Source organism: Paenibacillus sp. Negev47, assembly GCF_058313655.1.
Map to the genome: position 1 here is coordinate 1,665,109 of NZ_CM177754.1, position 23,568 is coordinate 1,688,676.

General features: G+C 46.4%; 22 protein-coding genes. 14 read left to right on the top strand and 8 right to left on the bottom strand.

Annotated elements, in window-relative coordinates:
• The first annotated feature begins 69 nt into the window (after positions 1-69).
• Positions 70-1,602 (top strand): glycoside hydrolase family 32 protein, encoded by a 1,533-nt coding sequence (locus tag AC4G47_RS07645; protein ID WP_491106663.1) that lies wholly within the window; start codon positions 70-72, stop codon positions 1,600-1,602.
• A 50-nt stretch (positions 1,603-1,652) separates the two neighbouring features.
• Here the strand turns inward: AC4G47_RS07645 and AC4G47_RS07650 are convergent, their stop codons facing one another.
• Complete coding sequence (locus AC4G47_RS07650) at positions 1,653-2,489, bottom strand: sulfurtransferase (protein ID WP_491105618.1); 837 nt, start codon at positions 2,487-2,489, stop codon at positions 1,653-1,655.
• Between the two features lie 63 nt (positions 2,490-2,552).
• Positions 2,553-3,497, bottom strand: coding sequence for a DMT family transporter (locus AC4G47_RS07655; protein WP_491105619.1), 945 nt, complete (start codon positions 3,495-3,497; stop codon positions 2,553-2,555).
• Positions 3,498-3,725: 228 nt separating this feature from the next.
• On the opposite strand from AC4G47_RS07655, the gene AC4G47_RS07660 reads away from it, so the two are divergent.
• The 3 genes from AC4G47_RS07660 (at position 3,726) to AC4G47_RS07670 (ending at position 6,355) form a co-directional block, all read left to right on the top strand.
• Positions 3,726-4,628: a polysaccharide deacetylase family protein gene (locus tag AC4G47_RS07660; protein WP_491105620.1), complete on the top strand. Its 903-nt coding sequence runs from the start codon at positions 3,726-3,728 to the stop codon at positions 4,626-4,628.
• A gap of 40 nt (positions 4,629-4,668) precedes the next feature.
• On the top strand, positions 4,669-5,322 hold the full coding sequence (locus tag AC4G47_RS07665; RefSeq protein WP_491105622.1) for a YkyA family protein: 654 nt from the start codon (positions 4,669-4,671) through the stop codon (positions 5,320-5,322).
• Positions 5,323-5,464: 142 nt separating this feature from the next.
• Positions 5,465-6,355 (top strand): DUF8580 domain-containing lipoprotein, encoded by an 891-nt coding sequence (locus AC4G47_RS07670; protein WP_491105623.1) that lies wholly within the window; start codon positions 5,465-5,467, stop codon positions 6,353-6,355.
• Between the two features lie 244 nt (positions 6,356-6,599).
• On the opposite strand, the gene AC4G47_RS07675 is transcribed toward AC4G47_RS07670, so the two are convergent.
• Positions 6,600-7,772, bottom strand: a complete 1,173-nt coding sequence (locus AC4G47_RS07675) for a mannitol-1-phosphate 5-dehydrogenase (RefSeq protein WP_491105624.1) — start codon at positions 7,770-7,772, stop codon at positions 6,600-6,602.
• Positions 7,773-7,820: 48 nt separating this feature from the next.
• Complete coding sequence (locus AC4G47_RS07680; RefSeq protein WP_458123540.1) at positions 7,821-8,489, bottom strand: HAD family hydrolase; 669 nt, start codon at positions 8,487-8,489, stop codon at positions 7,821-7,823.
• 498 nt (positions 8,490-8,987) lie between these two features.
• Here AC4G47_RS07680 and AC4G47_RS07685 point away from each other — a divergent pair, with 498 nt between their 5' ends.
• The 5 genes from AC4G47_RS07685 (at position 8,988) to AC4G47_RS07705 (ending at position 14,569) form a co-directional block, all read left to right on the top strand.
• Positions 8,988-9,914 carry an ADP-ribosylglycohydrolase family protein gene (locus AC4G47_RS07685; RefSeq protein ID WP_491105625.1) on the top strand — a complete coding sequence of 309 codons (927 nt, stop codon included), beginning with the start codon at positions 8,988-8,990 and terminating at the stop codon, positions 9,912-9,914.
• Between the two features lie 28 nt (positions 9,915-9,942).
• Positions 9,943-11,190 carry an MFS transporter gene (locus AC4G47_RS07690; protein ID WP_491105626.1) on the top strand — a complete coding sequence of 416 codons (1,248 nt, stop codon included), beginning with the start codon at positions 9,943-9,945 and terminating at the stop codon, positions 11,188-11,190.
• Between the two features lie 312 nt (positions 11,191-11,502).
• Positions 11,503-11,682, top strand: a complete 180-nt coding sequence (locus AC4G47_RS07695) for a hypothetical protein (RefSeq protein WP_491105627.1) — start codon at positions 11,503-11,505, stop codon at positions 11,680-11,682.
• Between the two features lie 132 nt (positions 11,683-11,814).
• Entirely contained in the window at positions 11,815-12,513 is a 699-nt protein-coding gene (gene sigK / locus AC4G47_RS07700; protein WP_145323447.1) for an RNA polymerase sporulation sigma factor SigK, read from the top strand.
• A gap of 694 nt (positions 12,514-13,207) precedes the next feature.
• A complete protein-coding gene (locus tag AC4G47_RS07705) occupies positions 13,208-14,569 on the top strand; it encodes an amino acid permease (protein WP_491105628.1) in 1,362 nt (453 codons plus the stop codon).
• Positions 14,570-14,625: 56 nt separating this feature from the next.
• On the opposite strand, the gene AC4G47_RS07710 is transcribed toward AC4G47_RS07705, so the two are convergent.
• Positions 14,626-15,810 (bottom strand): serine hydrolase domain-containing protein, encoded by a 1,185-nt coding sequence (locus AC4G47_RS07710; protein WP_491105629.1) that lies wholly within the window; start codon positions 15,808-15,810, stop codon positions 14,626-14,628.
• A 170-nt stretch (positions 15,811-15,980) separates the two neighbouring features.
• On the opposite strand from AC4G47_RS07710, the gene AC4G47_RS07715 reads away from it, so the two are divergent.
• The gene (locus tag AC4G47_RS07715; RefSeq protein ID WP_145323415.1) at positions 15,981-16,433 is read left to right on the top strand and encodes an Lrp/AsnC family transcriptional regulator; all 453 of its coding nucleotides are present in this window, start codon (positions 15,981-15,983) and stop codon (positions 16,431-16,433) included.
• A 92-nt stretch (positions 16,434-16,525) separates the two neighbouring features.
• Here AC4G47_RS07715 and AC4G47_RS07720 read toward each other — a convergent pair whose 3' ends face one another.
• The 3 genes from AC4G47_RS07720 to AC4G47_RS07730 form a co-directional block, all read right to left on the bottom strand.
• Entirely contained in the window at positions 16,526-17,731 is a 1,206-nt protein-coding gene (locus tag AC4G47_RS07720; RefSeq protein ID WP_491105630.1) for an MFS transporter, read from the bottom strand.
• Between the two features lie 124 nt (positions 17,732-17,855).
• A complete protein-coding gene (locus tag AC4G47_RS07725) occupies positions 17,856-18,719 on the bottom strand; it encodes an alpha/beta hydrolase (protein WP_458123531.1) in 864 nt (287 codons plus the stop codon).
• A 56-nt stretch (positions 18,720-18,775) separates the two neighbouring features.
• Positions 18,776-19,222, bottom strand: a complete 447-nt coding sequence (locus tag AC4G47_RS07730) for a MarR family winged helix-turn-helix transcriptional regulator (protein ID WP_491105631.1) — start codon at positions 19,220-19,222, stop codon at positions 18,776-18,778.
• A 470-nt stretch (positions 19,223-19,692) separates the two neighbouring features.
• Between AC4G47_RS07730 and AC4G47_RS07735 the strand changes: the two genes are divergently transcribed.
• The 4 genes from AC4G47_RS07735 (at position 19,693) to AC4G47_RS07750 (ending at position 23,558) form a co-directional block, all read left to right on the top strand.
• Positions 19,693-20,769, top strand: a complete 1,077-nt coding sequence (locus tag AC4G47_RS07735; RefSeq protein WP_491106664.1) for a FecCD family ABC transporter permease — start codon at positions 19,693-19,695, stop codon at positions 20,767-20,769.
• Between the two features lie 2 nt (positions 20,770-20,771).
• Positions 20,772-21,539 (top strand): ABC transporter ATP-binding protein, encoded by a 768-nt coding sequence (locus AC4G47_RS07740; RefSeq protein WP_491105632.1) that lies wholly within the window; start codon positions 20,772-20,774, stop codon positions 21,537-21,539.
• Positions 21,540-21,821: 282 nt separating this feature from the next.
• The gene (gene rnhA / locus AC4G47_RS07745) at positions 21,822-22,478 is read left to right on the top strand and encodes a ribonuclease H (protein WP_491105633.1); all 657 of its coding nucleotides are present in this window, start codon (positions 21,822-21,824) and stop codon (positions 22,476-22,478) included.
• Positions 22,479-22,688: 210 nt separating this feature from the next.
• Complete coding sequence (locus AC4G47_RS07750) at positions 22,689-23,558, top strand: alpha/beta fold hydrolase (protein ID WP_491105634.1); 870 nt, start codon at positions 22,689-22,691, stop codon at positions 23,556-23,558.
• The last annotated feature ends 10 nt before the right edge of the window (positions 23,559-23,568 follow it).

A 23,568-nucleotide genomic window follows, 5' to 3' on the forward strand; every position in this document is an offset into this window, starting at 1 on the left:
GATATCTATTGGCGTTTTCTTTTTTTTACAAACGAGGTATCTGTTATGAATAACAAAATCAGAAAGCAAATGGTCATAGGGTCTGCTGTCTGTGGTGTGATCACGCTCGCCTTCACTGTCATTCCGATCCTGACCAACAGCCCATGGACTACAGTGGATACGGGAGCAGCCTCTCCTAGCGCGAGCCTGCGAGCTAACTTTCATTTTACAACGCCAGACAAATGGAAGAATGATCCCCAAAGGCCGATATATCTGGACGGGAAGTACCACTATTATTATCTGTATAACGGTGATTACCCCAAAGGCAATGGTACGGGATGGCGGCATGCAACATCGGTCGATCTGGTTCATTGGAAGGATGAAGGAGTGGCAATCCCCAAATACACGAACCGGAACGGTGATCCATGGTCTGGCTCATTGGTTGTGGATGAGTCAGGTACAGCTGGATTCGGCAAGGGAGCAATTGTTGCGATCATGACGCAGCCCTCTGCCAGCAGCGGACAGCAGGAACAATATTTATGGTACAGCACCAATCAAGGGAAAACGTTTAAGCCTTATGGAGATCAACCGGTGTTAAAGAATCCGGGACAAAAGGATTTTAGAGACCCTAAAATCATCTGGGATGATCATTCCCAAAAATGGGTTATGGCTCTGGCTGAAGGGACGAAGATTGGGTTCTATGAATCGGTTAATCTGAAAAATTGGCGGTATACCGGCGGCTTCTTCACGGAAAACGTGGGGTTGGTGGAATGTCCTGATCTATTTGTGATGCGGGCAGATAACGGAACCTATAAATGGGTGCTCGGCGTAAGTGCCAACGGCAGATCATCAGGACAACCCAACACCTATGCTTACTGGACCGGAAGCTTTAATGGCAAAGAATTTGTTCCCGACCTTCATGAACCACAATGGCTGGACTATGGCTTCGACTGGTATGGAGGAGTTACATTTGAAGATGGGGCTAGCAGTGACAAAACCGATCATCGCTACGCATTCGCCTGGATGAATAACTGGAGTTATGCCAACAATACGCCGACACTGCAGGAAGGTTACAACGGCATGGATTCAATTGTTCGTGAAATTAAACTTATTACATCAAAAACGGGTCAATATCGACTGATCTCAAGACCGATCGATGCTATGGAGCAGGCGGCAGTCTCGGAGATGGCGTTCAAGCCATTTACAGTAAACGGAGCCCGCTCGCTTATTGTAAAGGGGAATTCATATTATATGGAGGCCGATATATCGTGGACTCAGGTCAATAACATTGGACTAAGGCTGCGCGAATCTGATGACCAGAGCAGACATGTGGATGCAGGTGTTAATGTAAAAGATGGTTATGTGTATGTGAACCGGACATATACGGGGAACCCTGATCGCAGTGGTCGAGACTTGGAGAGTCGGGCGGCGTTTGTTCCCGAGAAGAACAAGGTTCATCTCAAGATTCTGGTAGACAAGACCAGTATCGAGGTCTTCGTTGACGATGGCTCATTGGTGTTATCCAATATCATTTTCCCCCACTTGAACGACCGCGGAATCACGTTATATGCTGAAGGGGGGACGGCAGTATTTAGCAACCTGCAGATTAAATATTTCGATTAATCAGCGGCATGACAAAAAGCCCGCATCGTTGGATGTGGGCTTCTTTGCATTTACTCTTCCCCCGTCGCCACCGGATTCCCCTCATAACTAATCCAGTCGCTCCAGCTCCCGGAATACAACTTCACATTCGAGAATCCCGCTTCTTCCAGTGCAATCACGTTCGGGCAAGCTGATACGCCGGAGCCGCAATACACGATAATCGCACCATCCTTGTCCAGCTTACTAAAACGCTCTTCTAACACCCCAGTACCTGTCCAACGTCCATCCCAATCCAACACATCTTTCCAAAAATAATTCACCGCACCCGGAATATGTCCGGCCTTGGCATCAATGGGTTCCTCCAGACCCGCGTAGCGGCGGGCATCGCGAGAATCTATTAACACAGCACTGCCACTTGCCGAAGCCTGCTGAACATCCTCAACACTTGCCAACATGCCCGGCTGCACATTCACCTCAAAAGAAGCCGGGATCTGAACTGGCACATCCACGGTCACCGGGAATTTGGCGTTTTTCCAAGCGGAGAAACCTTCGTCCATGATATACACCTGCTCATGACCGATGTAGCGAAGCAGCCACCATAACCGAGAAGCATTCATGCCGCCTTGGTCATCGTAAGCAACAATTCGACTATTGGAGCCGATGCCAGCTTTGGAGAGACGACTTGCGAGCACAACCGGATCAGGAAGCGGATGACGTCCTCCGTGTGCAGAGACAGGAGCGGACAGATCTTTTTCCAAATCGAGATAGACAGCCCCTGGAATATGTCCAGCTTCATAGGCTTGCTTTCCAGCCTCCGGCTGACCGAGCAAGAATCGGCAATCTGCAATGACGACATCCGGTTCATACATTCTGGCGAGCAGCCAGCGCATGGATACAATATTTTTCATGAAAATACACCGCCTTATGAGAGTGGTAGAGTCGTATATAACTATAGATTAAGAAAAAATACGTTATACCGTTGTAGGTTCAATAGGCCCTTTTCCCGTAACCGAAGCTTCTGTTGAAGCCATTTGAGGTTTGGTTTTACCATATCGAATGAAGATCCATACCCCGAATATAATGACGACGCCGGCAGACATCTGTAATGCACTGAGGGATTCGCTGAGCAGCATCCAGGCCAGCAAAGAGGAGAAAACGGGTTCCCCAAGTACGCCCATCGATACCGTCGTGGCATTCATATATTGAAGCAGCCAGTTGAAGAGATAATGTCCGAAGATCGTTGGCACAATGGCCAGCAGCAGGAAGATTCCCCACTCCGAAGCAGCGTAACCCCCGAACGGATGGCCCATGATCAGATTATATACCGCCAACGTACAAGCAGCGACAAAGAATACCCAGAAGTTATACGAAAATGCACTAAGCCCCGCACGCAAAAATTGACCCAACAGCATATGAACGGCGACTGCGATTGTACCAAGCAAAGACAGAACATCACCTTGCAGAGCAGTACCCGCCAACTGGAAATCTCCTGCACCAATGACGATCGACCCAAGCAGGGCAATTCCCATGCCGATGATCATCATGCGGTTAATTTTGGCTTTGAACAGCCATACCGAACCCGCGAGAATCAATATAGGCTCCAATGCGAGAATGACGGTGGAACTGGCAACACTGGTGAGTCGCAGCGAACCCATCCAGAGTAGAAAATGAAGAGCCAGCATCACACCGGATGCAAGCAGCAAGCCCCACTGCCGTAAGCTCAGACGCATCATCTCATGTCTGTATTTCCAGACAAAAGGGAGCATCAGCAGATTGGTCAGGAACAGACGGTACATCGCAATGACCGCAACATCTGCAGTAGACCAACGTACAAAGATCGAAGAGAAAGAAATGGCGATAATGCCGACAAAGAATAGCAGATAAATGGATCTGCCGGCACGGTTCAAGCTTGTCATGGGTGTAGCTCCTTCTTGAAGTCTGATGGCGTAAATCACTTCATTATACAGGAGAAGGTAACTGCAGGAAAGATAAAGAGAACGAAGAGATAAGTAGATTGTAACCGGGCTTGTAACTATTCTGTCATTCTCCCGAACCATTTTTCTATTAATCTTCTATATAGAGGCATGGAACGAGATAATACACCAATAATCGGGAAAAATTGAAAGTAAGGAAGTGGCCTGGCAGTGAGAGTTCAACAAGAGAGAGCGGGAGAACGTGGCAGTATTCCGCCCAGCACAAGTCGCACGAAAACACATAAACGAAGAAAAATCCGGTATGGAAGGCTGAGCATAGCTCTAATGCTCCTGGTACTGTTCGTTACCGGTATTACATATGTATTCCTTGGAATGACGCATTGGATCAAAAGCGTTGTTGCGCCGCCTCCGATTACTGTAATAGAACAGCCCGCCAAGCTCGGCATGATACAAGTTACTCCGGATGCGAAAGAGGAACCGGCGCGGTTCCAGGGTCAGGTTCGCAAATTGGCATACATAACGTTTGATGATGGGCCAACAGAATATACGGAACAACTGCTGGATATATTGAAGCAGCATGAGGCGAAGGCTACCTTTTTCATGATCGGACGCCAGTTGAATCAGCATCCAGAAGCAGTGAAACGGCTGTTGAAGGAAGGAAGTTATCCTGGGCTCCACAGCATGACACATAATTATAAAAAACTGTATAAGAGCGGCAGCTCTGCAAACTTTGTGAAAGAGTTTAAGAAAGAGCAGAAGATGGTGCAGGACCTGATTGGTTTTACACCTCATCTGATTCGTGCACCTTATGGAAGCAGCCCGCAGATCGGAGAAAAATTCAGGGGTGATATTGCTGCAGCCGGCTTCAAAATGTGGGACTGGACGATAGATTCACTTGATTGGAATCTCCCCGGTCAGCCGGATAAGATTGTGGCCCGGGTGAGCAAAAGTGTACATCGGGATAAGGAAGTAATTCTGATGCATGAGCGCGAGCAGACCGTTCAGGCTCTGCCTCGTATTCTGAAACTGCTTGAAGATCGGGGTTATGAGTTCGAAGTATACGATCCGGATGCACACTGGGTAACCAATTTTAGCGGAGATAGCCGCTTGTAATATAACAACAAGATGATGATGCAAGAGAGGAAGGACTTGGGTGCTAACGAGTAAAAAAGTGGCGCTTGCGGCAGTCAGCGTATTGCTAATTCTGCTGGCAAGTGGTTGTGGAGAGCCGCAGGAGCCTGCGGCAAATCAGGTGAACCAATTGGTGCTCAGCGGACAGGAGATTGAACAGAGTTTGAAGGCTCTGGCCAGTCATGAGCAGGAAGACATGAAGTTATACAAGTCCATTTTAGACAAAGGCAAGAACAAAAACAGTGATCTCGAAGCACTGCTGGATCAGGCAGCAAATCATATTCATGAACGAAGAACGTTGTTGAAGCAGGCCGAAGGGGTCATGAAACAGACCAGCGAGCAGACGGTAGCTCTGCGCAGTTCACTGAAAGACCTATCATTTGAAAACGAAGAAACATTGGCCCAGGCTGAGAAGGTGCTGGATCAATATGAAGCAAGAGTACGTGCTTTTGACAATTTCGTAGCTTCGTATCAGCTGAGTCTGGATGCCGATGAGCAGTTATATGGCCTGATGAGGGGAACTGTAGAACCTAATCTGGTTAAGATCAAGCGAGCCATTCGAGTACGGAATAGTGAATATGCGCAGCTTGCTGAATTCCGTAAGCAATTCAACCTGCAGACCAAAGCATTTAACGGAGCCAATGCGAAACTGGTACAGATGGATCAGGCCAGTTAGGTAGAGGACTACAGTAATCGTTCAGACATTTTGCATGATTGAGCTGCCTTTCTCCCGTGTAAGTACTAGTATACAGCCAAGCCAATGAATAAAAAGCAACATGGACAAGCATCATTGCGTATAAGCTAACGGAGGTGTTCATATGCGAAAAGGAAATACAATGAAAGTTAGTACATCACTACTGGTTTTACTTATGGGATTCTCGCTTGTGGCCTGTGGGAACAGTAGTCCTGCTGCACAACCACCTGTCAATAATACGGAAGAACAGTCCCCAGCACCGGAGCAAAAGCCGGATGAAAGTGCTGCAATAGAAGCGGAAGGTATTCTCACTGGATGGGCTGATCCGCACACCGTCGAGATTCGAGTGAATGAAAAACCGATGTCTTTCCAGGTGGGCGAAGATCTGCAGAAGTCACTGGATGATATCGATGACGAAGATTCCGTGCGTTTCAAATATGTAGAGAAAACCATTGATGCAACGACGAAACAGTTGATACTTACAGAGATTGCAAAGATTGAATCAAATGATGACAACAACGGCTCCAGTGCAGGCGGTGCTGTAACGTCCGATCGCCCGAAGACGTCAGAGCTGGAAGTATCGGTAGAAGGAATGACCGAGAAGCGCCCAGTGACATTGGCACAAGCGAAAGGTTATTCACTTTATATCTTTGAACCGATGGCTTTTGACGCGGAAGATCATGAATTAACAATGAAGATTGATCCGGCTTATGAGGTAGAGATTGAGAAACTGCCTGCGGACTTCAATCTGGATATGCTGAAGATGGATGCCAAGGAAGAGTTGTCCGAGACCGGAGAAGTGAAGCAGTTAACGACTGAACAACTCAGTAACGGCCCGATGAAGGATGCCAGATTGTACATGATGTCCCAGAATGATAAGAAAACAGAGTATTATATTGTCAAAGAATTGGACGGTAATGGTTTCATTTTCCACATCCAAGCACCCATTGGTGAACCTTCGGAAGGTTTCCTGCCGATGGCATACGCATCCCTCAATTCCATCATGAATGAGTAGAAAAGGGATGAGCCACGCGGGTTAAACCGAACGGCTAAGTGAATGATAACGATCAATAAAAAAACAGCGTGTTTCCTTGAGAGAGGAGATACGCTGTTTTATTGATGTTGCTATCCTATGAATGACCTTGCCGTGCAAAGACAAAGAGCCGGAAGGAGCGATGCTGACGCATAGGTTCCTCCCGGCTTCTTGGCCGTACTTCTATTCAGTTTGCGGGATCGAACCAATGACCCTGATCCATTACTCAGGTTAGTATAGTCGATTCCTTGCGCCCTCTGAGTTCTTGATAGCGGGCGATCACATTCTGATGAACGGGATGTTCGTCGGGAATTCCCATGCGTTCACGGATAAAGGCGGAGACGCCATCTTCGTGAATCATGTGCTTAAGCTTCATGGCTTCCTCGTCGCGTTCATCATTGAACAGCATTGCGGCCGCCATAGCAGAAGTTAAATGGGGAATTTCAATTCCGAATTCACTGGCCTGCAGCGCTGGGCGAACAAGCCGGTCATGAGGCGAAAGCTTGCGAAGGGGGGAACGTCCGACCCGGGTAACCTGGTCCGTCAGGTTAGGATTGGCGAAGCGCTCCAGTATGGTATCGATATATTTGTTATGCTTCTGTGCGTTGAATCCGTGCTTCTGGATGAGCATCTGACCCGTCTCTTCCATAACATGGCGGACCTTGGCCCGAAGGGTGGAGTTACTCATGACCTGTCTGATCGTCTTGAATCCTTCGAGATAGCCGAAGTATGCGGCGACACAATGGCCTGTATTTACCGTAAACATTTTACGCTCAATATAAGGCTCAAGGGAATCCACATAATGGACACCATCAATTTCCTTGTAACCATCCAGAAAGGCAGGACGATGAACGACCCATTCATAAAAAGGTTCAACAGTGACCTGCAGCGGGTCCTTGTGGTTTTGAGCCGGAACAATCCGGTCCACAGCTGCATTGGGGAAAGAAATATAGCGTTCGGCTTTTTTACGAGTAGGTTCATCCAGGAATGGATAGATGCGTTTCTTCAGCCTGGTGCTGCCACCGATGGCATTCTCGCAAGCGATAATATGCAGTGGAGCCTGATTATTGTTTTTCATGCGAAGTTGAATGCCTTTGGCGATCGGCTCGGCGATATCTCCGAGTGCAGATACGCCCACGGCGGTTGTGATCAGATCGGCTGAAGCGATCTCTTCAGCAACCAGATTTTGATCACTTACATTGATAGCCGTCACGTTGTTAACAATCGTTGTATCCTGATCGCTATTGGCAAGTGTAATCGGATATTCCTGTCTCTCTTGAAGCAAGGAGATTTTCTTCGGGTTACGTGCGACAAAGCAGACTTCGTAATCGGAAGCGGACAACATATGACCGATAAAACCGCGGCCTATATTGCCCGCACCAAAATGTACAGCTTTCATGTGTGAACTCCCCCTTTAAGGATTGAATCGCGAAATTCGTGCAGGACCTTAGACGGTAGTGACGAGTGGCTTCGAAATCAAATCATTAAATGTAAGGTCAGTCAAGCAAGACAGCCGTTGGTGAGGCATGTCGAATTCCAATGTTCCTGTAATGGTATTCGAGATGACTACGCAGTGTATACCAGCCGCAGCAGCTGCACGCGCGCCGTTAGGTGAATCCTCAATCGCTACGGCTTCGTCTGCAGTTACTCCAAGGGCTTCAAGCGCTTGATTGTAGAGTTCCGGGTCAGGCTTCACGTTCGCAACATCATCTGCCGTACGGATAACTTCAAAATAATCTTTCAGTTTCAGTTGTTCCAGATGCTGTTCTACCCACTCTCGTTTGGAGCTGGATGCTACAGCAAGTTTTAGTCCAGCTTTACGCGCTTCATCAAGATAGTTCTGAATACCCGGACGAATCACCTCTTTGTTCATCAATGCAGCGTGCTGCAACTGAACGGATTCCCTGAACGCTTCCCGATCGATCGGAAGATTCAAATCTGTGATGAGGTACTCATACGGATTAAATGTTTTCAGACTGGTACCGATGCATTGTGAATACATCTCCAGGGTTAAATCCACGCCGTGTTCCTTGTAAGCATCACGAAAAGCAATATACCATGCTGTTTCTGTATCAATAATCGTTCCGTCGAAATCAAACACCAGTGCCTTAATCATAAATTTGTTCCTCCTGTTTCAGAATTAGTTTTGGGATAAAAATGAAAATTTTCTGCAAATTCATTCCCGTGCATTCATTAACCTGCGGGATATTAGTTGACGCAATAAACCGGAAATGAATATTGATTTGGGAAAAAATAAGCGTTGAAGCTAATAAAACCGTAACATAGGACAAACTGAAGGGTCAAGCACGTCATGATAGTTTACATTGAAAATTTTCAGATGGATGACGTTTTTTCTGAAAATGATGGACGTTGCAAACCGTTAACCCCTTTACATGTAAGCGGTGTACTGAATAAACTGTTTTTTCAGCATAATAAAATAAAACTTTTTTTATGAAAATTGGATGATTTGACCGTTCAACAGCTTTCGACACTTTTATAATAGAAGAAACCATGCCGTGTGCTTTTGTTTTTATTAGCTTTACGCAGGATTAGAGCATGTGGGAAAATGGAGTAAAAGATCTTGAAAATCAATGAAATAAGGGGGGATATCGTCATGCTTCAAAGGGATCGTTTCGATGGATGTTTGATCGGGCTTGCAGTAGGTGATGCGCTGGGAACTACTGTAGAATTCAGTAGCCCAGGAACGTTTGAACCTGTTACCGATATCGTGGGAGGCGGTGTATTTGAGCTGGAAGCAGGACAGTGGACCGATGATACATCCATGGCTCTGTGTCTGGCAGAAAGTTTGGTGCGCCAGGCAGACTTTGATCCTGCAGATCAGATGCGCAGATATACCAATTGGTACAAAGTCGGGTACATGAGCAGCACAGGTAATTGCTTCGATATTGGTGGGGCTACACGAAGCGCCTTGGAGAGGTTTGGCTTAACCGGAGAAGCCTATAGCGGGTCAACCGACCCGATGACGGCGGGCAATGGATCTATTATGAGGCTTGCTCCTGTCGCGATGGCTTATGCCAATCGTCCCCAAGAGGCAGTTCATTATGCCGGGCTTAGCTCCCGAACAACACATGCCGCAACGGGAAGTGTGGAGGCCTGTGAAGTGCTGGTCGCTATACTTGTTGCTGGCCTAAGCGGAGCGGACAAGAGCGTCATGCTGATGCCGGAAACATGTCGACAGTGGAGGGAAGATCCTGCTTTTTCACCCGCAATTGAAGAGGTTGTCATGGGTTCGTATCAGAGCAAAGAGCCGCCCGAAATTAAGGGCAGTGGCTATGTGGTTCGTTCACTTGAAGCCGCATTATGGGCTTTCCATAAGTCCTCAAGCTTCGAGGAAGGCGCGTTGTTAGCTGTTAATCTGGGTGATGACGCGGACACCACGGGAGCCGTATATGGACAAATCGCAGGTGCTTATTATGGACTCAGCGGCATTCCGGCACACTGGCGGGACAAGCTGGCCATGCGTGAAACGTTCGATCAACTAACCGATGCATTGTGGTTGAAAGTGACAGGAAATCATTGATAAAGAGACAGAGGAGAAGAGAACATCTATGAGCAGGGCAGAACACATAACAGAATCAAAAGCTTCGCAGTCTGGTAAACGAGGGGCGTTTCCATTATCCCTGTTTTGCCTGACGATTGGGGCTTTTGCGATTGGTATGACTGAGTTTATTATTATGGGCTTACTGCCCAATGTAGCGACAGACCTGAATGTAAGTATTCCACAGGCGGGACAACTCATTACGGGATATGCGCTTGGTGTAGCAGTAGGTGCGCCGATCTTGACCGTGTTCACGCACAAGATTCCGCAGAAAAAACTGCTAGTGCTGCTGATATGCATTTTCATTATCGGTAACGCCTTGTCTGTCATTGCTCCTACCTATGGACTGCTGATCTCGGCACGGATTCTGACGGCATTTGCCCATGGTACGTTCCTAGGTGTAGGTTCGATCATGGCAACACGGCTCGTTGCACCTGAGAGAAGGGCAGGAGCGGTATCGGTTGTTCTCGCAGGGCTCACGATTGCCAACATTATTGGCGTTCCATTTGGTACATTTATCGGGCAACAGCTTGGATGGCGGTCGTCCTTCGGGGCAATCACCATTCTAGGCATTATCTCGTTGATTGGTATCATTCGTTTCATTCCCGTTATCCCGCAAGGCCCACCAGCGAATCTCGGGCAGCAGTTCCGAAATCTGGTTCGTCCACAGGTATTATTGGTTCTACTCATTGGCGCGTTGGGCTGTGGAAGTCTGTTCGCCGTATTCACTTACATTACGCCGATGCTTGTAGACATTAGTGGTTTTGCCGAGCAGAATGTGACCTGGATTCTGGTGCTGTTCGGTTTCGGTGTGACACTTGGCAACATGGTTGGCGGTCGTCTGGCAGACTGGAAGCTGATGCCTTCCTTGATCATCAACTTCGGCATCCTGGCCGTTCTTCTAGCTGCACTTACGCTTACGCTGGACAATCCTTATCTGGCGGTAATTACCATATTCTTCTGGGGTGTTGCGGCTTTTGGCATTATGCCAGGATTGCAGATTCGAATCATGAACATGACCCGAGAAGCACCGCTGCTGGCGACGACCTCAAGTCACTCCGCGTTTAATCTGGGTAATGCAGGGGGAGCCTATCTGGGCGGGTATGCCATTACCCATACGGGACTTATATCCGTACCTCTGTATGCAGCAGTCATTGCCGCATTGGGGTTAGTGGGTTTGTTCGTCAGTTTGATGATGGACCGTAAAAAGCGTTTGCCGGAGATTCCGAACGTTGTGGAGCCAGTATCGGTGAACTAGAACATGGCATGTGAAGCCTTTGCTCCTGCATCGACATGTGGGAGTGAAGGTTTTTTTCTAATATCGATTCGTGTGATCTCATTGCCTTCTTTATCTGTTTCACTTCGGTCAGAGGTAAAATTCTTCAGATTGTTTCAAAGAGGGCAGATGTAATAGCATCTCAATCTTTATAACAAGAGTATTCCTGCCTGCTTAGAACGTGATTCTATAGGTTATTGTGAGTATATTGGTTAAAAAATATAGTGACTGAGATTTTTAAGAACCGCTTGTTCACTTTTGTTTATAAGTTATCTCTATTAGGGAGTCGGTGACATGTTTTATTATAAAGGTGCGTTTCGGGAAACGGATAATTTCATCTACTTCAAAAGCGATGTTCCATTAGCTGAGAATGATGTCGTCATATTCGGTGAGAAAACATATTTTATTCAAAGTGTAGAGAAGGAATTCCTCCTTCTTCAGAAGGTGGGCTCGATTGTTTCCGTAAATGTGTGAAATCTTCACAAGAGTATTTCCTTTTTCAGGTGTACGTGCACTTCTGGGCCCCTGCCTACATACAATAGATCGACCCTGTTCCCCCACACGTGCTCAGGCCAGATCGTTGTAAAACTGCAGGAGGTGTCATCTGTGCCCGGATTGTTTACCGCTATTGCTCTATTCATTAAGGAGTTAACGTTACTCGTCTCGTATGTCAAAAATAATGCGTTTCCCCAGCCCCTGGCTGAGGATGATGAAGCCAAACATTTACGCCTTATGGCTGAAGGCAATGCTCACTCCCGCAATCTGCTCATTGAACACAATCTGCGCCTCGTCGCGCATATCGTCAAGAAGTTCGACAATACGGGTGAAGATCAGGAAGATCTGATTTCCATCGGAACCATTGGTTTGATCAAAGCCATCGAAAGTTTTCAACAAGGCAAAGGAACCAAACTTGCCACATTTGCAGCGAGATGTATTGAAAACGAGATACTTATGCATCTGCGTTCCCTGAAGAAAACACGCAAAGACGTATCCCTGCACGATCCCATCGGTACGGACAAAGAAGGCAACGAAATCACACTGATCGATATCCTCGGAACAGAAGCCGACGACGTTGTAGATAAAGTGCAGCTCAAGATCGAAAAAAGCAAAATTTATCGCAATCTCGATATTCTTGATGATCGGGAGAAGGAAGTTGTGGTTGGTCGATTTGGTCTGGAAGCGGGCGGGGAAGAGCGTACCCAGCGCGAAATTGCGAAAGAACTTGGAATTTCACGCTCTTATGTATCGCGAATTGAGAAGCGGGCGTTAATGAAGCTGTATCATGAGTTCTACAAGCAAAAATAGTATAGCTTAACAGATCAGGGGGCACCTTCATCGGGAGCCCTTTTTACTATACAATGAAGTATTCTTAATAATAATTTAAGTTGGATCTAACTAACATTAAATCTTTTGATTTATAACCTAAATAAAGGAATTTATCTCTGAGTTGAAGAATTTCTTATAAACATAACAATTTAATACATAAGGAGTATAAATTATAATGAAGCAGCTTTTACAGCAGATGCCACTCTGGTATTGGTTGGTCTGAATCGTTGGGATGATTATGATCACGTTTAACATGTTTCAATCGAACTCGGGTATCATTAACTCGCTTGCGCTAATCATTATTAACGTTGCTAATGCTATTCGAGTTTGGAAAAAAGAACGTTCATTAGCGATTGCCTTTTTAGTTATTGCTGCTCTATGCTTAGTCTTAATTTTAAAATATTTCTATAGATATGTATCATAAACATGATATGAGATAGCATGAAAATAACGAAAGATCGTACATAAGCGCTGTATCAATTCCACTAGTACAAGCTTACAAGTACACCAACAAGAGCACAAAACCAGGAGGGCGCCTTGCACAAAGGTGCCTTCTTTGCTGTGCAAAAAAATATATAAAAGAGGGATATGTATTCTGGGCAGATTATTATATGATGAATAATAATATTTTGCATCGTAGAGAGCATGTGCAGAAAGAGAGTGGTGGTTTATCATGCAGCAAGAAACGTTAACAAGGGGATTAAAGAACAGGCATGTGCAGCTGATGGCCATTGGAGGGGCGATCGGAACAGGTCTGTTTCTCGGAGCAGGCAAAACGATCCAACTGACAGGGCCATCCATCTTGCTGGCCTATATCATCACGGGTGTTGTATTGTTCCTGATCATGCGTGCATTGGGGGAACTGCTGCTTAGCAACTTGAAGTATCATTCCTTTGTCGATTTCGTGCGCGATTACCTGGGAAATATGGCGGCATTTATTACAGGGTGGACTTACTGGTTCTGCTGGATTTCCATTGCTATGGCTGACATTACCGCCGTTGGATTGTATACGCAGTTTTGGTTTCCGAATGTACCTCAGTGGATGCCGGGGTTAATTGCGTTGGTCATATTGCTAATCATGAACTTGGCGACGGTCAAGCTGTTTGGTGAAATGGAATTCTGGTTTGCCCTAATTAAAGTCGTGGCCATTCTGGCACTTATTGTTGTTGGTTTATATATGATCTTCAAAGGTTTTACCACGGATCAGGGTCCAGCGAGCTTCAGTAATCTCTGGAGTCATGGGGGATGGTTCCCGAATGGACTGCATGGATTCATCATATCGTTCCAGATGGTGGTATTCGCCTTTGTAGGCATGGAACTGGTGGGGCTGACAGCGGGGGAAACCGAGAACCCGGAGAAGGTTATTCCGAGAGCGATTAACCAGATTCCGATCCGGGTACTGCTCTTCTACGTTGGCGCATTGCTAATTATTATGAGCATATACCCGTGGAACGCCATTGTGCCTACGGAAAGTCCGTTTGTACAGGTGTTTGCCGCTGTAGGTATTGCGGCCGCTGCAGGGATTGTGAATTTCGTTGTGTTAACATCAGCGGCTTCGGCGTGTAACAGTGCCATTTTCAGTACAAGCCGTATGGTGTTCTCCATGGCAAAAGATAACAACGCGCCTGAGTCGTTTGCACGACTGAACAAGCGAAAAGTCCCTTCCAATGCGCTGTATTTCTCTACAATCGTTATTCTGATCGCGATTGTGCTGAACTATGTGATGCCGGAGGGCGTATTTATACTGATCACGAGCGTGTCGACTGTATGCTTCATCTTTGTCTGGGGCATCATGGTGATCTGTCATCTCAGATATCGTCGTACTCAGCCGGAACTGGCGAGTCGCAGTCGCTTCAAGCTGCCACTATATCCGTTCTCGAACTATTTGATTCTGGCGTTTCTGGTATTTGTGCTGGTGGTGCTGGCATTGGCCGAGGATACACGTGTTGCACTGTTTGTTACGCCGGTGTGGTTTATTCTTGTTGCGGGGATCTATCTTTTTAAAAAGAGAAATTTGAGTAATAACAGACAGTAGGTCTTACCATCATTGCAAAATAAAGCCGCCCAATGATATTGGGCGGTTATTCGTATTTAAATTCTTGCAGCCTCGTTGCCTTCACGAATGCTCGCATAGATGGCATCACAGATATCGGTGGTATACTGGCCCGACATCCCTTCAAGTGCCGTGTTGGTGAATGCTGCAACAGTAAGTTCTTCTTTTGGATCAACAAACCAGGAATGACCGTACGTTCCACCCATTCGCCACGTACCCGCTGATTCCGGTGTACCGGCTGCGATAGGATCTTTAAGTACGGTAAAACCAAGGCCAAACCCTCTGCCTGGCCAGTATGGCATCACGAGATCACCGATTTGATTGGTAGACATCTCAGCCGCAACGGCTTCTGTAAGGAGAGGCTGTCCTCCTTGTCGCAATGCTTCAAGTAAAGTAAGAAAATCTCCGGTACTACCAACCATACCCGCTCCGCCTGATAAGTAAGCAGAAGTATGATTCGCACGATTGGGTGCCAGTCGGAAGCCAGCAGTACCCTCAATAAAAGGAATCAGCTCCAACTCGTTATGAAGGAGACGCGGTTCTTCAGAACCATCAGCGTAAGCGGCTGTCAATCGATCCGAATCCACCGCAACAAAGTCAGTGTCGGTCATGTGGAGTGGATGAGTAACCAGCGTTTGAACAGCTTCTCGTAGTGACATCCCAGTTACCTTTTCGATAACGGCACCAAGTACATCTGTCGCAATGGAATATCTCCACATGTTTCCTGGCTCATACAGAAGAGGAGCAGAAGCTATCCTTTGCAGATTCTCCTCCAGACTAATTTCAGACCAATCCATTCCGTCCGATACTCCTGCAAGCTCATAGGTTCCCTGGCCTTCTTGGAAGAAACGGTATGTTAAGCCTGCGGTGTGCGTCATCAACTGATGTACTGATATTGAAGCGTCCTGACCATTGGCAAGTTTGGGCCGGAATGCAGGAAGCCAGCGGGTCACCGGATCATGCAGACTCAGCTTTCCTTGTGAGATTAATGCCAGAGCTGCTGTCGATACAATAGGTTTGGTTACGGAAGCAAGTCGAAACAGAGCGTTTTCCGACATGGTGCGCTTTTGCTCCCTGTCTGCGAAACCAGCAGCCCGGCTGTATACCAGTTCCCCTCCTAATGCAACCTGTACAACTGTTCCTACGATTCTTTTTTCGCTTAGAGCGCGGTCAATGGCTTCATCCACATAAGTATGCAATGTCGTCATGTCTTCTTTTCCCATGTTTATCTTCCTCTCACCAACTGATGTATTTGATTTCTCGTGTTAACTGTGTTTATTATATAAATGATTGATCTTGTATTACATGGTTTGTTAAAGGCATTATAATGAATTAACGAATATACTTAAGGTAATTTCTGAATATATCTTATGTAATTAAAGGAGTGGATTATATGGATGAAATAGATCAGCATATCCTGTTTCACTTGGAGAATCAGGCGAGATTATCCATGACCGAACTAGGCAAACTGGTGGGGTTATCTCAGCCGGCCGTTACTGAACGAGTCAAACGAATGGAAGAAAAGGGAATCATCGAGGAATATCGAACCGTGATCTCCCCCTCCAAATTGGGCAAGCAGAGCACAGCCTATGTACTTTTTCGTACCCGGGATTGTTATCCTTTCCTGGATTTCTGCCGTGCGTCACCTGAAGTTGTGGAATGTTATCGGATAAGCGGGGAATACAATTACTTGCTGAAAATCCTCACAGACACCATTCAAGGACTCGAGGAGTTTGAGAACAAGTGTGATCCGTACGGCACTTACATGACTTTAATCACCATGTCTTCTCCAATTGCACATAAGAATCTCGTGGAAGGACCAAATTTGCTGGCACAGGCAGAATAAGATTCTGGTCTTTATAATGAAAAACAGAAGAGGAGTGCACATCAAGTGCACTCCTCTTTCTCCTGCTGTAACACATGCAACATGTCTTCCTGTTAATTTGCTCTGGTAAATCCATATTTATAAGCACGCATAGCTACAAGCAACGCAGGAATGAGCAAGATAAACAGCGCCCCAGAAAGGTATCCTGCTCCAAATACTTCAAGAAGGATGCCCCCGATGATGCCTCCTCCGCCAATCGCCAGGTTCCATGCTGTAACCAGCATCGATTGGGCGACATCTGTGCTTTTGCCTCCGGCTTGAGCGATGGCAGTTTGTAACAGTGTCGCGGCTCCGCCAAACGTAAGTCCCCAGATCATGACGGCAAGAATAATAATGACAGGTTGATGAGTACCGATTCCCATCACGACAGAGGCCAGAGCGAATGATGCCAGGCTGATGATAACCAATCTCCTCAAAAACCGGTCAATGAGCATTCCGGTTAACCAAATCCCCACAATGGAAATAATACCGAAAATGAGCAAAATCAAGTCTACTCTGTTAGCAAATACGGTCTGGGTAAGGTAGGGAGAAATATAGGTGTAAAGGATATTATGCGCAAGCATCCAGGCCAGAACAACAAACAGAATGGGCCTAACTCCCGGAATTAAAAACACCTTATGCAGCGGAAGACGTTCCCCAGCGGGCTCTCCGGCAAAATCCGGCATTTTCCAGAGAACCCATACGATTAAAGCTACGGTCAGAAGAGATACTATCCCGAAGATGAGGCGCCAGCCGATATAAGAACTAAGAAAACTACCGATTGGAACACCAAGAGCTAGTGCCACGGGGGTGCCGACCATAGCCACAGCCATGGCTTTACCTTTTAACGAGTCGGGGACCATTCGACGTGCATAACCTGCTGTCATTCCCCATAACACACCCGCAGAGACCCCGGCCATGAAACGAGCGGCAAGTGTCAGGATATAATCCGAAGATAAGGCGGTAACGGTGTTAAAGACAAGAAAACCGCTAATGCATACCAGCAGAAGAGGCCGGCGTCTCCATCCGCGTGTAGCAGCAGTCAAGGGAATGGCAGCAACAAGTGATCCAATGGCATAAAGAGTCACCAACTGTCCGGTAAGAGCCTCTGTGATCCCCAAGTCTTTTGCAATTTGCGGTAGCAGTCCCGCAGGCAGACTTTCAGTGAGGATGCAAATGAATCCCGCCATGGCTAATGCAAGAAGCCCAGCCCACGGAAGGCGTTTTGAAGATATGGAAGGAAGCTCCCTTTGGTTTGGGAGGGTTGTGTGAGCGGTCATGAACAAAACCTCATTTCTTATATTTTAATCCTATCCAGAACTATGCATATAAGCTTATCTGAAAAAATCAAACTTTTGCATACAGGATTAAAGGTAAGAAGGAGGTTTTAACATGATATTTAATTTATTTATTGAGTTTATTTGTTAATTCAAAGGAATGTTGTCTGTGTAACCATTCAAGGGTGATATCGACAGCTTCCATGTACCGTTGGCCTACCAGTATGCCCGTATGGGTCGTATCCCACAGTCCGGCATATTCAGCATCCAGCTGCTTGGCAGTTAATTTGCCTCTCAGATCTTCGTCTTCGCAGGATACAGCCTTGATCACCAAGCTGGGGCAATGGATCAGGTCGCCATTAATGGATACACCGCCATCTGCTCCAAACATAACGGAAAAGGTGCTAAATGCTTTCGAAGACTCCATCTGAAGATATTTACGCTGAAATGCAATGTCATCTGCCGTCTCATCTATACTGGTCAGTTCATCACGGACAGGTGCAGGAATGATGATCCCAGGTGTGATACGATCGCTTTCCGGGTAGGGTATTAACCCATGAACTTCCTTGCTCAGACTGCTGTCAATTACAATCAGGCTTGCCAGAGTAGCGGTTTCTGCAATCTTTTGACTGAGAATCCCACCCATGCTAAAGCCGATAAGAACGGGAGATTCGTTGAACTCAGCTAACACTTCACGAATATCCTCCAAATAATCGTCAAACGTAATCTTTGTCATGTCCATGACCCGACTCTTGTAATGACTTCTCAAGTTCATGACATAACAGGTCCAACCGTGCTGGGCAAAGTGGGGGATGTATTTGCTCCACATCCAGCTGCCTGTGTATGCACCATGAACAAACAGGAGTGGTGGCTTCTTGGTCTCTGTTTCTTCGTCATGAGGTGGGGTTCCTTCGAAAATTTCCAAGTGTAAATCATGTTCTCCGATCTTCTTCACCTCATGTTCAGGTAACAATTGGATGTAGTCCGTCATACCCAAAACCTCCTCTAATATATTGGTTTGATGTCAAACTATTTCTCCAAAAAAAATTAGAAGTTACCATGAATTTTCATTAAAATTCGAAGCAGTTCTTTTTTCTCCGCTTCCGTAACGTCCGCATAAAATGTGTCTAGCACGCGCTGCGATATATCTTCGAAGACCGGTTTTAAATCTTCGCCTTTTGCAGTCAAAGCCACATGAACAACTCGCGAATCTGTTGCATCACGCTCCTTGTCGACGTATCCTGTCCGCACCAATTTGTCCACAAGTGCGGTCACCGTGGATTTATCCTTGCCAATTTTTTTGGCGATCTCGGCCATGGTCATCCTGTGATTGTTATACAGGGCATAGATAATATCCCCATGGGACGTAGCGAGTTCCTGGATTCCCTGCTCAGCCATCTCGGCCAGGATGAAGCGGTTGGCCTTCTCTTTAATTTTGGATATGAGTGAAATAGCGTCTCTTGTTTTCATATGTGTAATATAGTTTGTTATCAAACTAATGTCAAGCCTTGTTCCGTGACGATCTGCCCAAGTTGTGCAATATCGCTGTACAGGCTATCGAGTGTGCCTTTGTGATTCGTCGTTTGCAGGAACGTACGTATATTCATGTCATTCAATCCATCGACGGTACCCACGCCCCAGTCTGCATCAGCGAACAGGTCGCCCCGTCCGAGTACCAGATCCGGACTTGCACCTACAACCAGCTCTTTACCTACATGAAATTCTCAATCGTGAGCGGGTACGTTGTTTTATTTGTATTCTCAGCAGGAGCAGCTGCTTATGGATGTGAATTTAATTGCACGATGAACCTCTTTTCTATGTGTTTTTTTAATTGACAAAGATAATCATTCTCAATTATAATCCGAGAAAACACATTGTAAATAGCTAAATTCAATTTATTTTACATTTTACGCGAATTAATGGGGGAAGAGATGGCACAGACAGTTCAGGTTCAGACACATCGTATGGGGAAAAGAGAGTCTCTGGTTCATAGTAAAGCCGGGTTTTCTTTACTGATTGCAGCTTTAATCATTATTACGATTATTTCTGTAGGGATCGCGGTTTCGATTGGACAGGTCCGTATTCCGCTTGCGGAGTCATATCGTATTCTTTTAACCAAATTAACGGGATTTCAGTGGGGGGCAACACCCATTGAGGCAGGCTCATTTACCGATATTATCTGGCAGATTCGTTTTCCACGTGTGCTGATGGCGATGTTTATCGGTGCAGGGTTGGCCTTGTGCGGTGCTGTTATGCAGGCTGCTGTGCAGAATCCGCTAGCTGATCCTTACATATTGGGTATATCCTCAGGCGCCTCACTCGGAGCAACCTTTGCAATTCTCATTGGATTTGGCGCGATTGGCTGGCTGGGTCAGACCGGTGTGGCTTTCTGGGCATTTGCCGGAGCGATGGGAGCTTCTTTGCTGGTACTCACCCTTGCGGGGATTCGGGGGAAAATGACGTCGGTCAAGCTGGTGCTTGCCGGAATGGTCATTAACGCGCTGTGCAGCGCCTTCTCCAATTTTATTATTTATTTTGCCAACAACGCCGAAGGAATCAAAACGGTGACGTTCTGGACCATGGGTAGCCTGGCGGCTTCCGGATGGAACAAGCTTCCGTTGGTTGGTATCGTCGTGTTAGTAGCGATTCTATTCTTCCTGTTGCAGTCAAGAGTTCTCAATACGATGTTATTGGGGGATGAAGCAGCCGTTACGCTGGGCATTAATCTGAGTGTGTATCGCAGGCTGTACATGCTGTTAACGGCTTTGGTGACAGGTGTCATGGTGGCAAGCTGTGGCATGATTGGTTTTGTCGGATTGATCATTCCGCATATTGTTAGAGGTCTGGTGGGTTCGGACCATCGTAAAGTGATGCCTGTATCTGTGCTGTTCGGAGCCATTTTCCTCATCTGGACGGACGTGATCGCACGATCCCTCATATCCAGCGTGGAGTTGCCGATCGGTATCATTACGGCCATGATTGGCGCGCCGATGTTTATGTATATGCTGGTCAAAAAAGGCTACGGCTTTGGAGGAAATTAAACATGAAGCTGAACGTAGAAAATGTATCCATTTCTGTGCTGAACACGGAGATCATCAGGGACATTTCCTTACAGGTGAACGCCAAACAGTTCGTTGGGCTCATCGGGCCGAATGGTTGTGGCAAATCAACGCTGCTCAAGAGCATCTATAAAGTGATCAAACCGCAGCAAGGCAAGGTTTTTCTGGATAATACAGATATCCTCAAATCCAGCCCGAAGATCGTTTCCAGACATATGGGCGTTGTCGGCCAATTTAATGAATTGAGTTTTGATTTTACGGTGCGCGAGATGGTCATGATGGGTCGTACTCCACACAAAAAAATGCTGGAGACAGATAATGAACGGGATCACGAAATCGTGGAGCAAGCTCTGGAAAAAGTACATCTGACTGGACATGCGGATCGCAATTACGTGTCCCTGTCTGGTGGAGAGAAACAGCGTGTGGTATTGGCTCGTGTCCTGGCACAGCAACCTGAATTCCTGATCCTGGACGAGCCGACCAACCATTTGGACATCAAATACCAACTTCAGATTCTAAATATTGTTCGTGGACTCGGCATTGGTATACTTGCAGCGCTTCATGATCTCGAACTCGCCGCAGAATATTGCGATTATCTCTATGTGGTGAAAAAGGGCCAGATTGTGGTGCATGGCAAACCGGCTGATATTCTGACTCGTGAGATGATAGGTGAGGTATTTGATGTAGATTGTGAAATCTATAAGAACCCGGTAACGGGTGGATTGGGTATTGCTTACCTGAGTACACGGTGATTAGGACCGTACCTTGTTTAGAGCACTGTTGATAAGTGCTTACAGGTGCGGTCTTTTTTTTTGTAGTGTGAGGACGTAGCTATTGAAGTTTCGGATCGACGGGCTGAACATGAGCACCTTTGCTGACTTCTTCGAAAATATCTGAGGAGTTATCGCTGGAAGACTTGCTGCTGTTCTGGAGATGGAGGAATTATGCAGTTGGCTGAATCCGTAGCTTTCATTACGCCTACCGGATCGTATACAATAGGGTATTGATTGAAGTGAACAAAGGAGCGGGTCACAGTGGCGAAACAGAAATACTATGTTGTCTGGGAAGGTAAGAAGCCAGGCGTGTATAGCACATGGGCAGATTGCAAAGCGCAAACGGACCATTATACCGGAGCAAAATATAAATCCTATGAGTCCAAAGCGGCCGCTGAAGAGGCGTATCGCGCCGGATGGAAAGGGAACTGGGGATCGAGTGCCGGCGGCAGTGGGTCGAAGACGAAATCGGTTAGTAGCGGAAGAAGCGCAGGTATGGAAACGTCGGAGGAAGTGGATTATGACAGCATCTCTGTTGATGTGGGTACACGCGGTAACCCTGGACCTGTAGAATACAAAGGGGTGGACACCCGCACAGGTGAGATTATTTTCTCCGTTGGACCGATCTCCAAAGGCACGAACAATCTGGGCGAATTTTTGGCCATTGTACATGCCCTCGCACATCTGAAGAAAGAAGGCAGTACCAAAACGGTGTATACCGACTCGGTCAATGCCATGAAATGGCTAAAGCAGAAAAAAGTAGCTACGACATTAGCACGGGACAACTCCACGGAAGAGATCTGGCTGATGATTGACCGGGCGGAGCAGTGGCTCCAGACCAATACGTATAGCAATAAAGTGTTAAAATGGCAGACAAAACAGTGGGGCGAAATCAAGGCGGATTACGGCCGAAAATAAGTATTTTTCTATAATATGAGCCCTTAATTTCTTGTCTATTATAATCGATATTTACAATTTCCAGTTTCCGCTCTATAATCATCTGAATATGATTAGTTAAACATATGGAGGAGCCTGTCATCTGCAGGCCCTCTTTATCTTTTTGGTCCATTGATTAGCAAGTCCATTCACTAGAATAAGTTATTTGAGTATATATTGCAGGAGGCAGACATGAGTTCCATTTATAGAAGTGAAGAAGGCAAGAGTAGCATTCTTGAAGAGTATGAGATTTATTTGAATGAGTTGGGTGAGGGATTTACACGGGAGTATGTGGAGACACGTTTTGGGAAGACGCATGTTTTATTGACAGGTCCTCAAGATGGCAAACCCTTATTTATTCTACAGGGCGGTAATTGTGTGAACCCGATGACGTTGTCATGGTTCTCTTCCTTATTTAAAGATTACCGAATTATTGCTCCTGATACCATCGGTCATCCCGGCTATAGTGAGGAAGCCAGCATCTCGACACGGTTTGATAGTTTGGCATTATGGGTATCGGATCTGCTGGACCACTATGATATTGAAAAGAGTGCGTTTATTGGTCCATCCTTTGGAGGAGGCATCATCCTCAGACTGGCTACCTATATTCCGGAACGCATTTCGTGCGCCGTATTGGTTGCTCCTGCGGGTCTCGCGGTCAATTCCAAAATTAAAACTGCTCAAGATATTACACTGCCGCTCGTCAAGTACCGTATGACTTCTTCACCCTCTTCTTTGCAAAAAATTACGGACAACATGTCTTGCAACTGCATGAAGGAAATGGATAAAAACATTATCGGCAAACTTTTCAAGTATGTCAGTATCGAGCAGGATCTGCCTAAGCTCACGGATCGGGAAGAACTGGTGAACTATACATCACCAACCTTGTTATTAGTCGGAGAGAAGGATGTCTTTTTCCCCGCGGATAAGTGCATTGAACGGGCTCAAAAAATTATTCAGAATGTTCAAGCCATCAAGTATGATACTGGACATTTTCCTTCACAGGACGTATTGGTTCAGATGAATGAGGAAATACAGCAGTTTTTACAAAAAAATTATTAAAAAAATCTGC

Bases quoted from the DNA above. Each gene is read 5' to 3' on its own strand.
- AC4G47_RS07645 (WP_491106663.1), top strand. From the start codon at position 70: ATGGTCATAGGGTCTGCTGTCTGTGGTGTGATCACGCTCGCCTTCACT.
- AC4G47_RS07650 (WP_491105618.1), bottom strand. From the start codon at position 2,489: ATGAAAAATATTGTATCCATGCGCTGGCTGCTCGCCAGAATGTATGAA.
- AC4G47_RS07655 (WP_491105619.1), bottom strand. From the start codon at position 3,497: ATGACAAGCTTGAACCGTGCCGGCAGATCCATTTATCTGCTATTCTTT.
- AC4G47_RS07670 (WP_491105623.1), top strand. From the start codon at position 5,465: ATGCGAAAAGGAAATACAATGAAAGTTAGTACATCACTACTGGTTTTA.
- AC4G47_RS07675 (WP_491105624.1), bottom strand. From the start codon at position 7,772: ATGAAAGCTGTACATTTTGGTGCGGGCAATATAGGCCGCGGTTTTATC.
- AC4G47_RS07680 (WP_458123540.1), bottom strand. From the start codon at position 8,489: ATGATTAAGGCACTGGTGTTTGATTTCGACGGAACGATTATTGATACA.
- AC4G47_RS07685 (WP_491105625.1), top strand. From the start codon at position 8,988: ATGCTTCAAAGGGATCGTTTCGATGGATGTTTGATCGGGCTTGCAGTA.
- AC4G47_RS07690 (WP_491105626.1), top strand. From the start codon at position 9,943: ATGAGCAGGGCAGAACACATAACAGAATCAAAAGCTTCGCAGTCTGGT.
- AC4G47_RS07695 (WP_491105627.1), top strand. From the start codon at position 11,503: ATGTTTTATTATAAAGGTGCGTTTCGGGAAACGGATAATTTCATCTAC.
- AC4G47_RS07705 (WP_491105628.1), top strand. From the start codon at position 13,208: ATGCAGCAAGAAACGTTAACAAGGGGATTAAAGAACAGGCATGTGCAG.
- AC4G47_RS07710 (WP_491105629.1), bottom strand. From the start codon at position 15,810: ATGGGAAAAGAAGACATGACGACATTGCATACTTATGTGGATGAAGCC.
- AC4G47_RS07715 (WP_145323415.1), top strand. From the start codon at position 15,981: ATGGATGAAATAGATCAGCATATCCTGTTTCACTTGGAGAATCAGGCG.
- AC4G47_RS07720 (WP_491105630.1), bottom strand. From the start codon at position 17,731: ATGACCGCTCACACAACCCTCCCAAACCAAAGGGAGCTTCCTTCCATA.
- AC4G47_RS07725 (WP_458123531.1), bottom strand. From the start codon at position 18,719: ATGACGGACTACATCCAATTGTTACCTGAACATGAGGTGAAGAAGATC.
- AC4G47_RS07735 (WP_491106664.1), top strand. From the start codon at position 19,693: ATGGGGAAAAGAGAGTCTCTGGTTCATAGTAAAGCCGGGTTTTCTTTA.
- AC4G47_RS07740 (WP_491105632.1), top strand. From the start codon at position 20,772: ATGAAGCTGAACGTAGAAAATGTATCCATTTCTGTGCTGAACACGGAG.
- AC4G47_RS07750 (WP_491105634.1), top strand. From the start codon at position 22,689: ATGAGTTCCATTTATAGAAGTGAAGAAGGCAAGAGTAGCATTCTTGAA.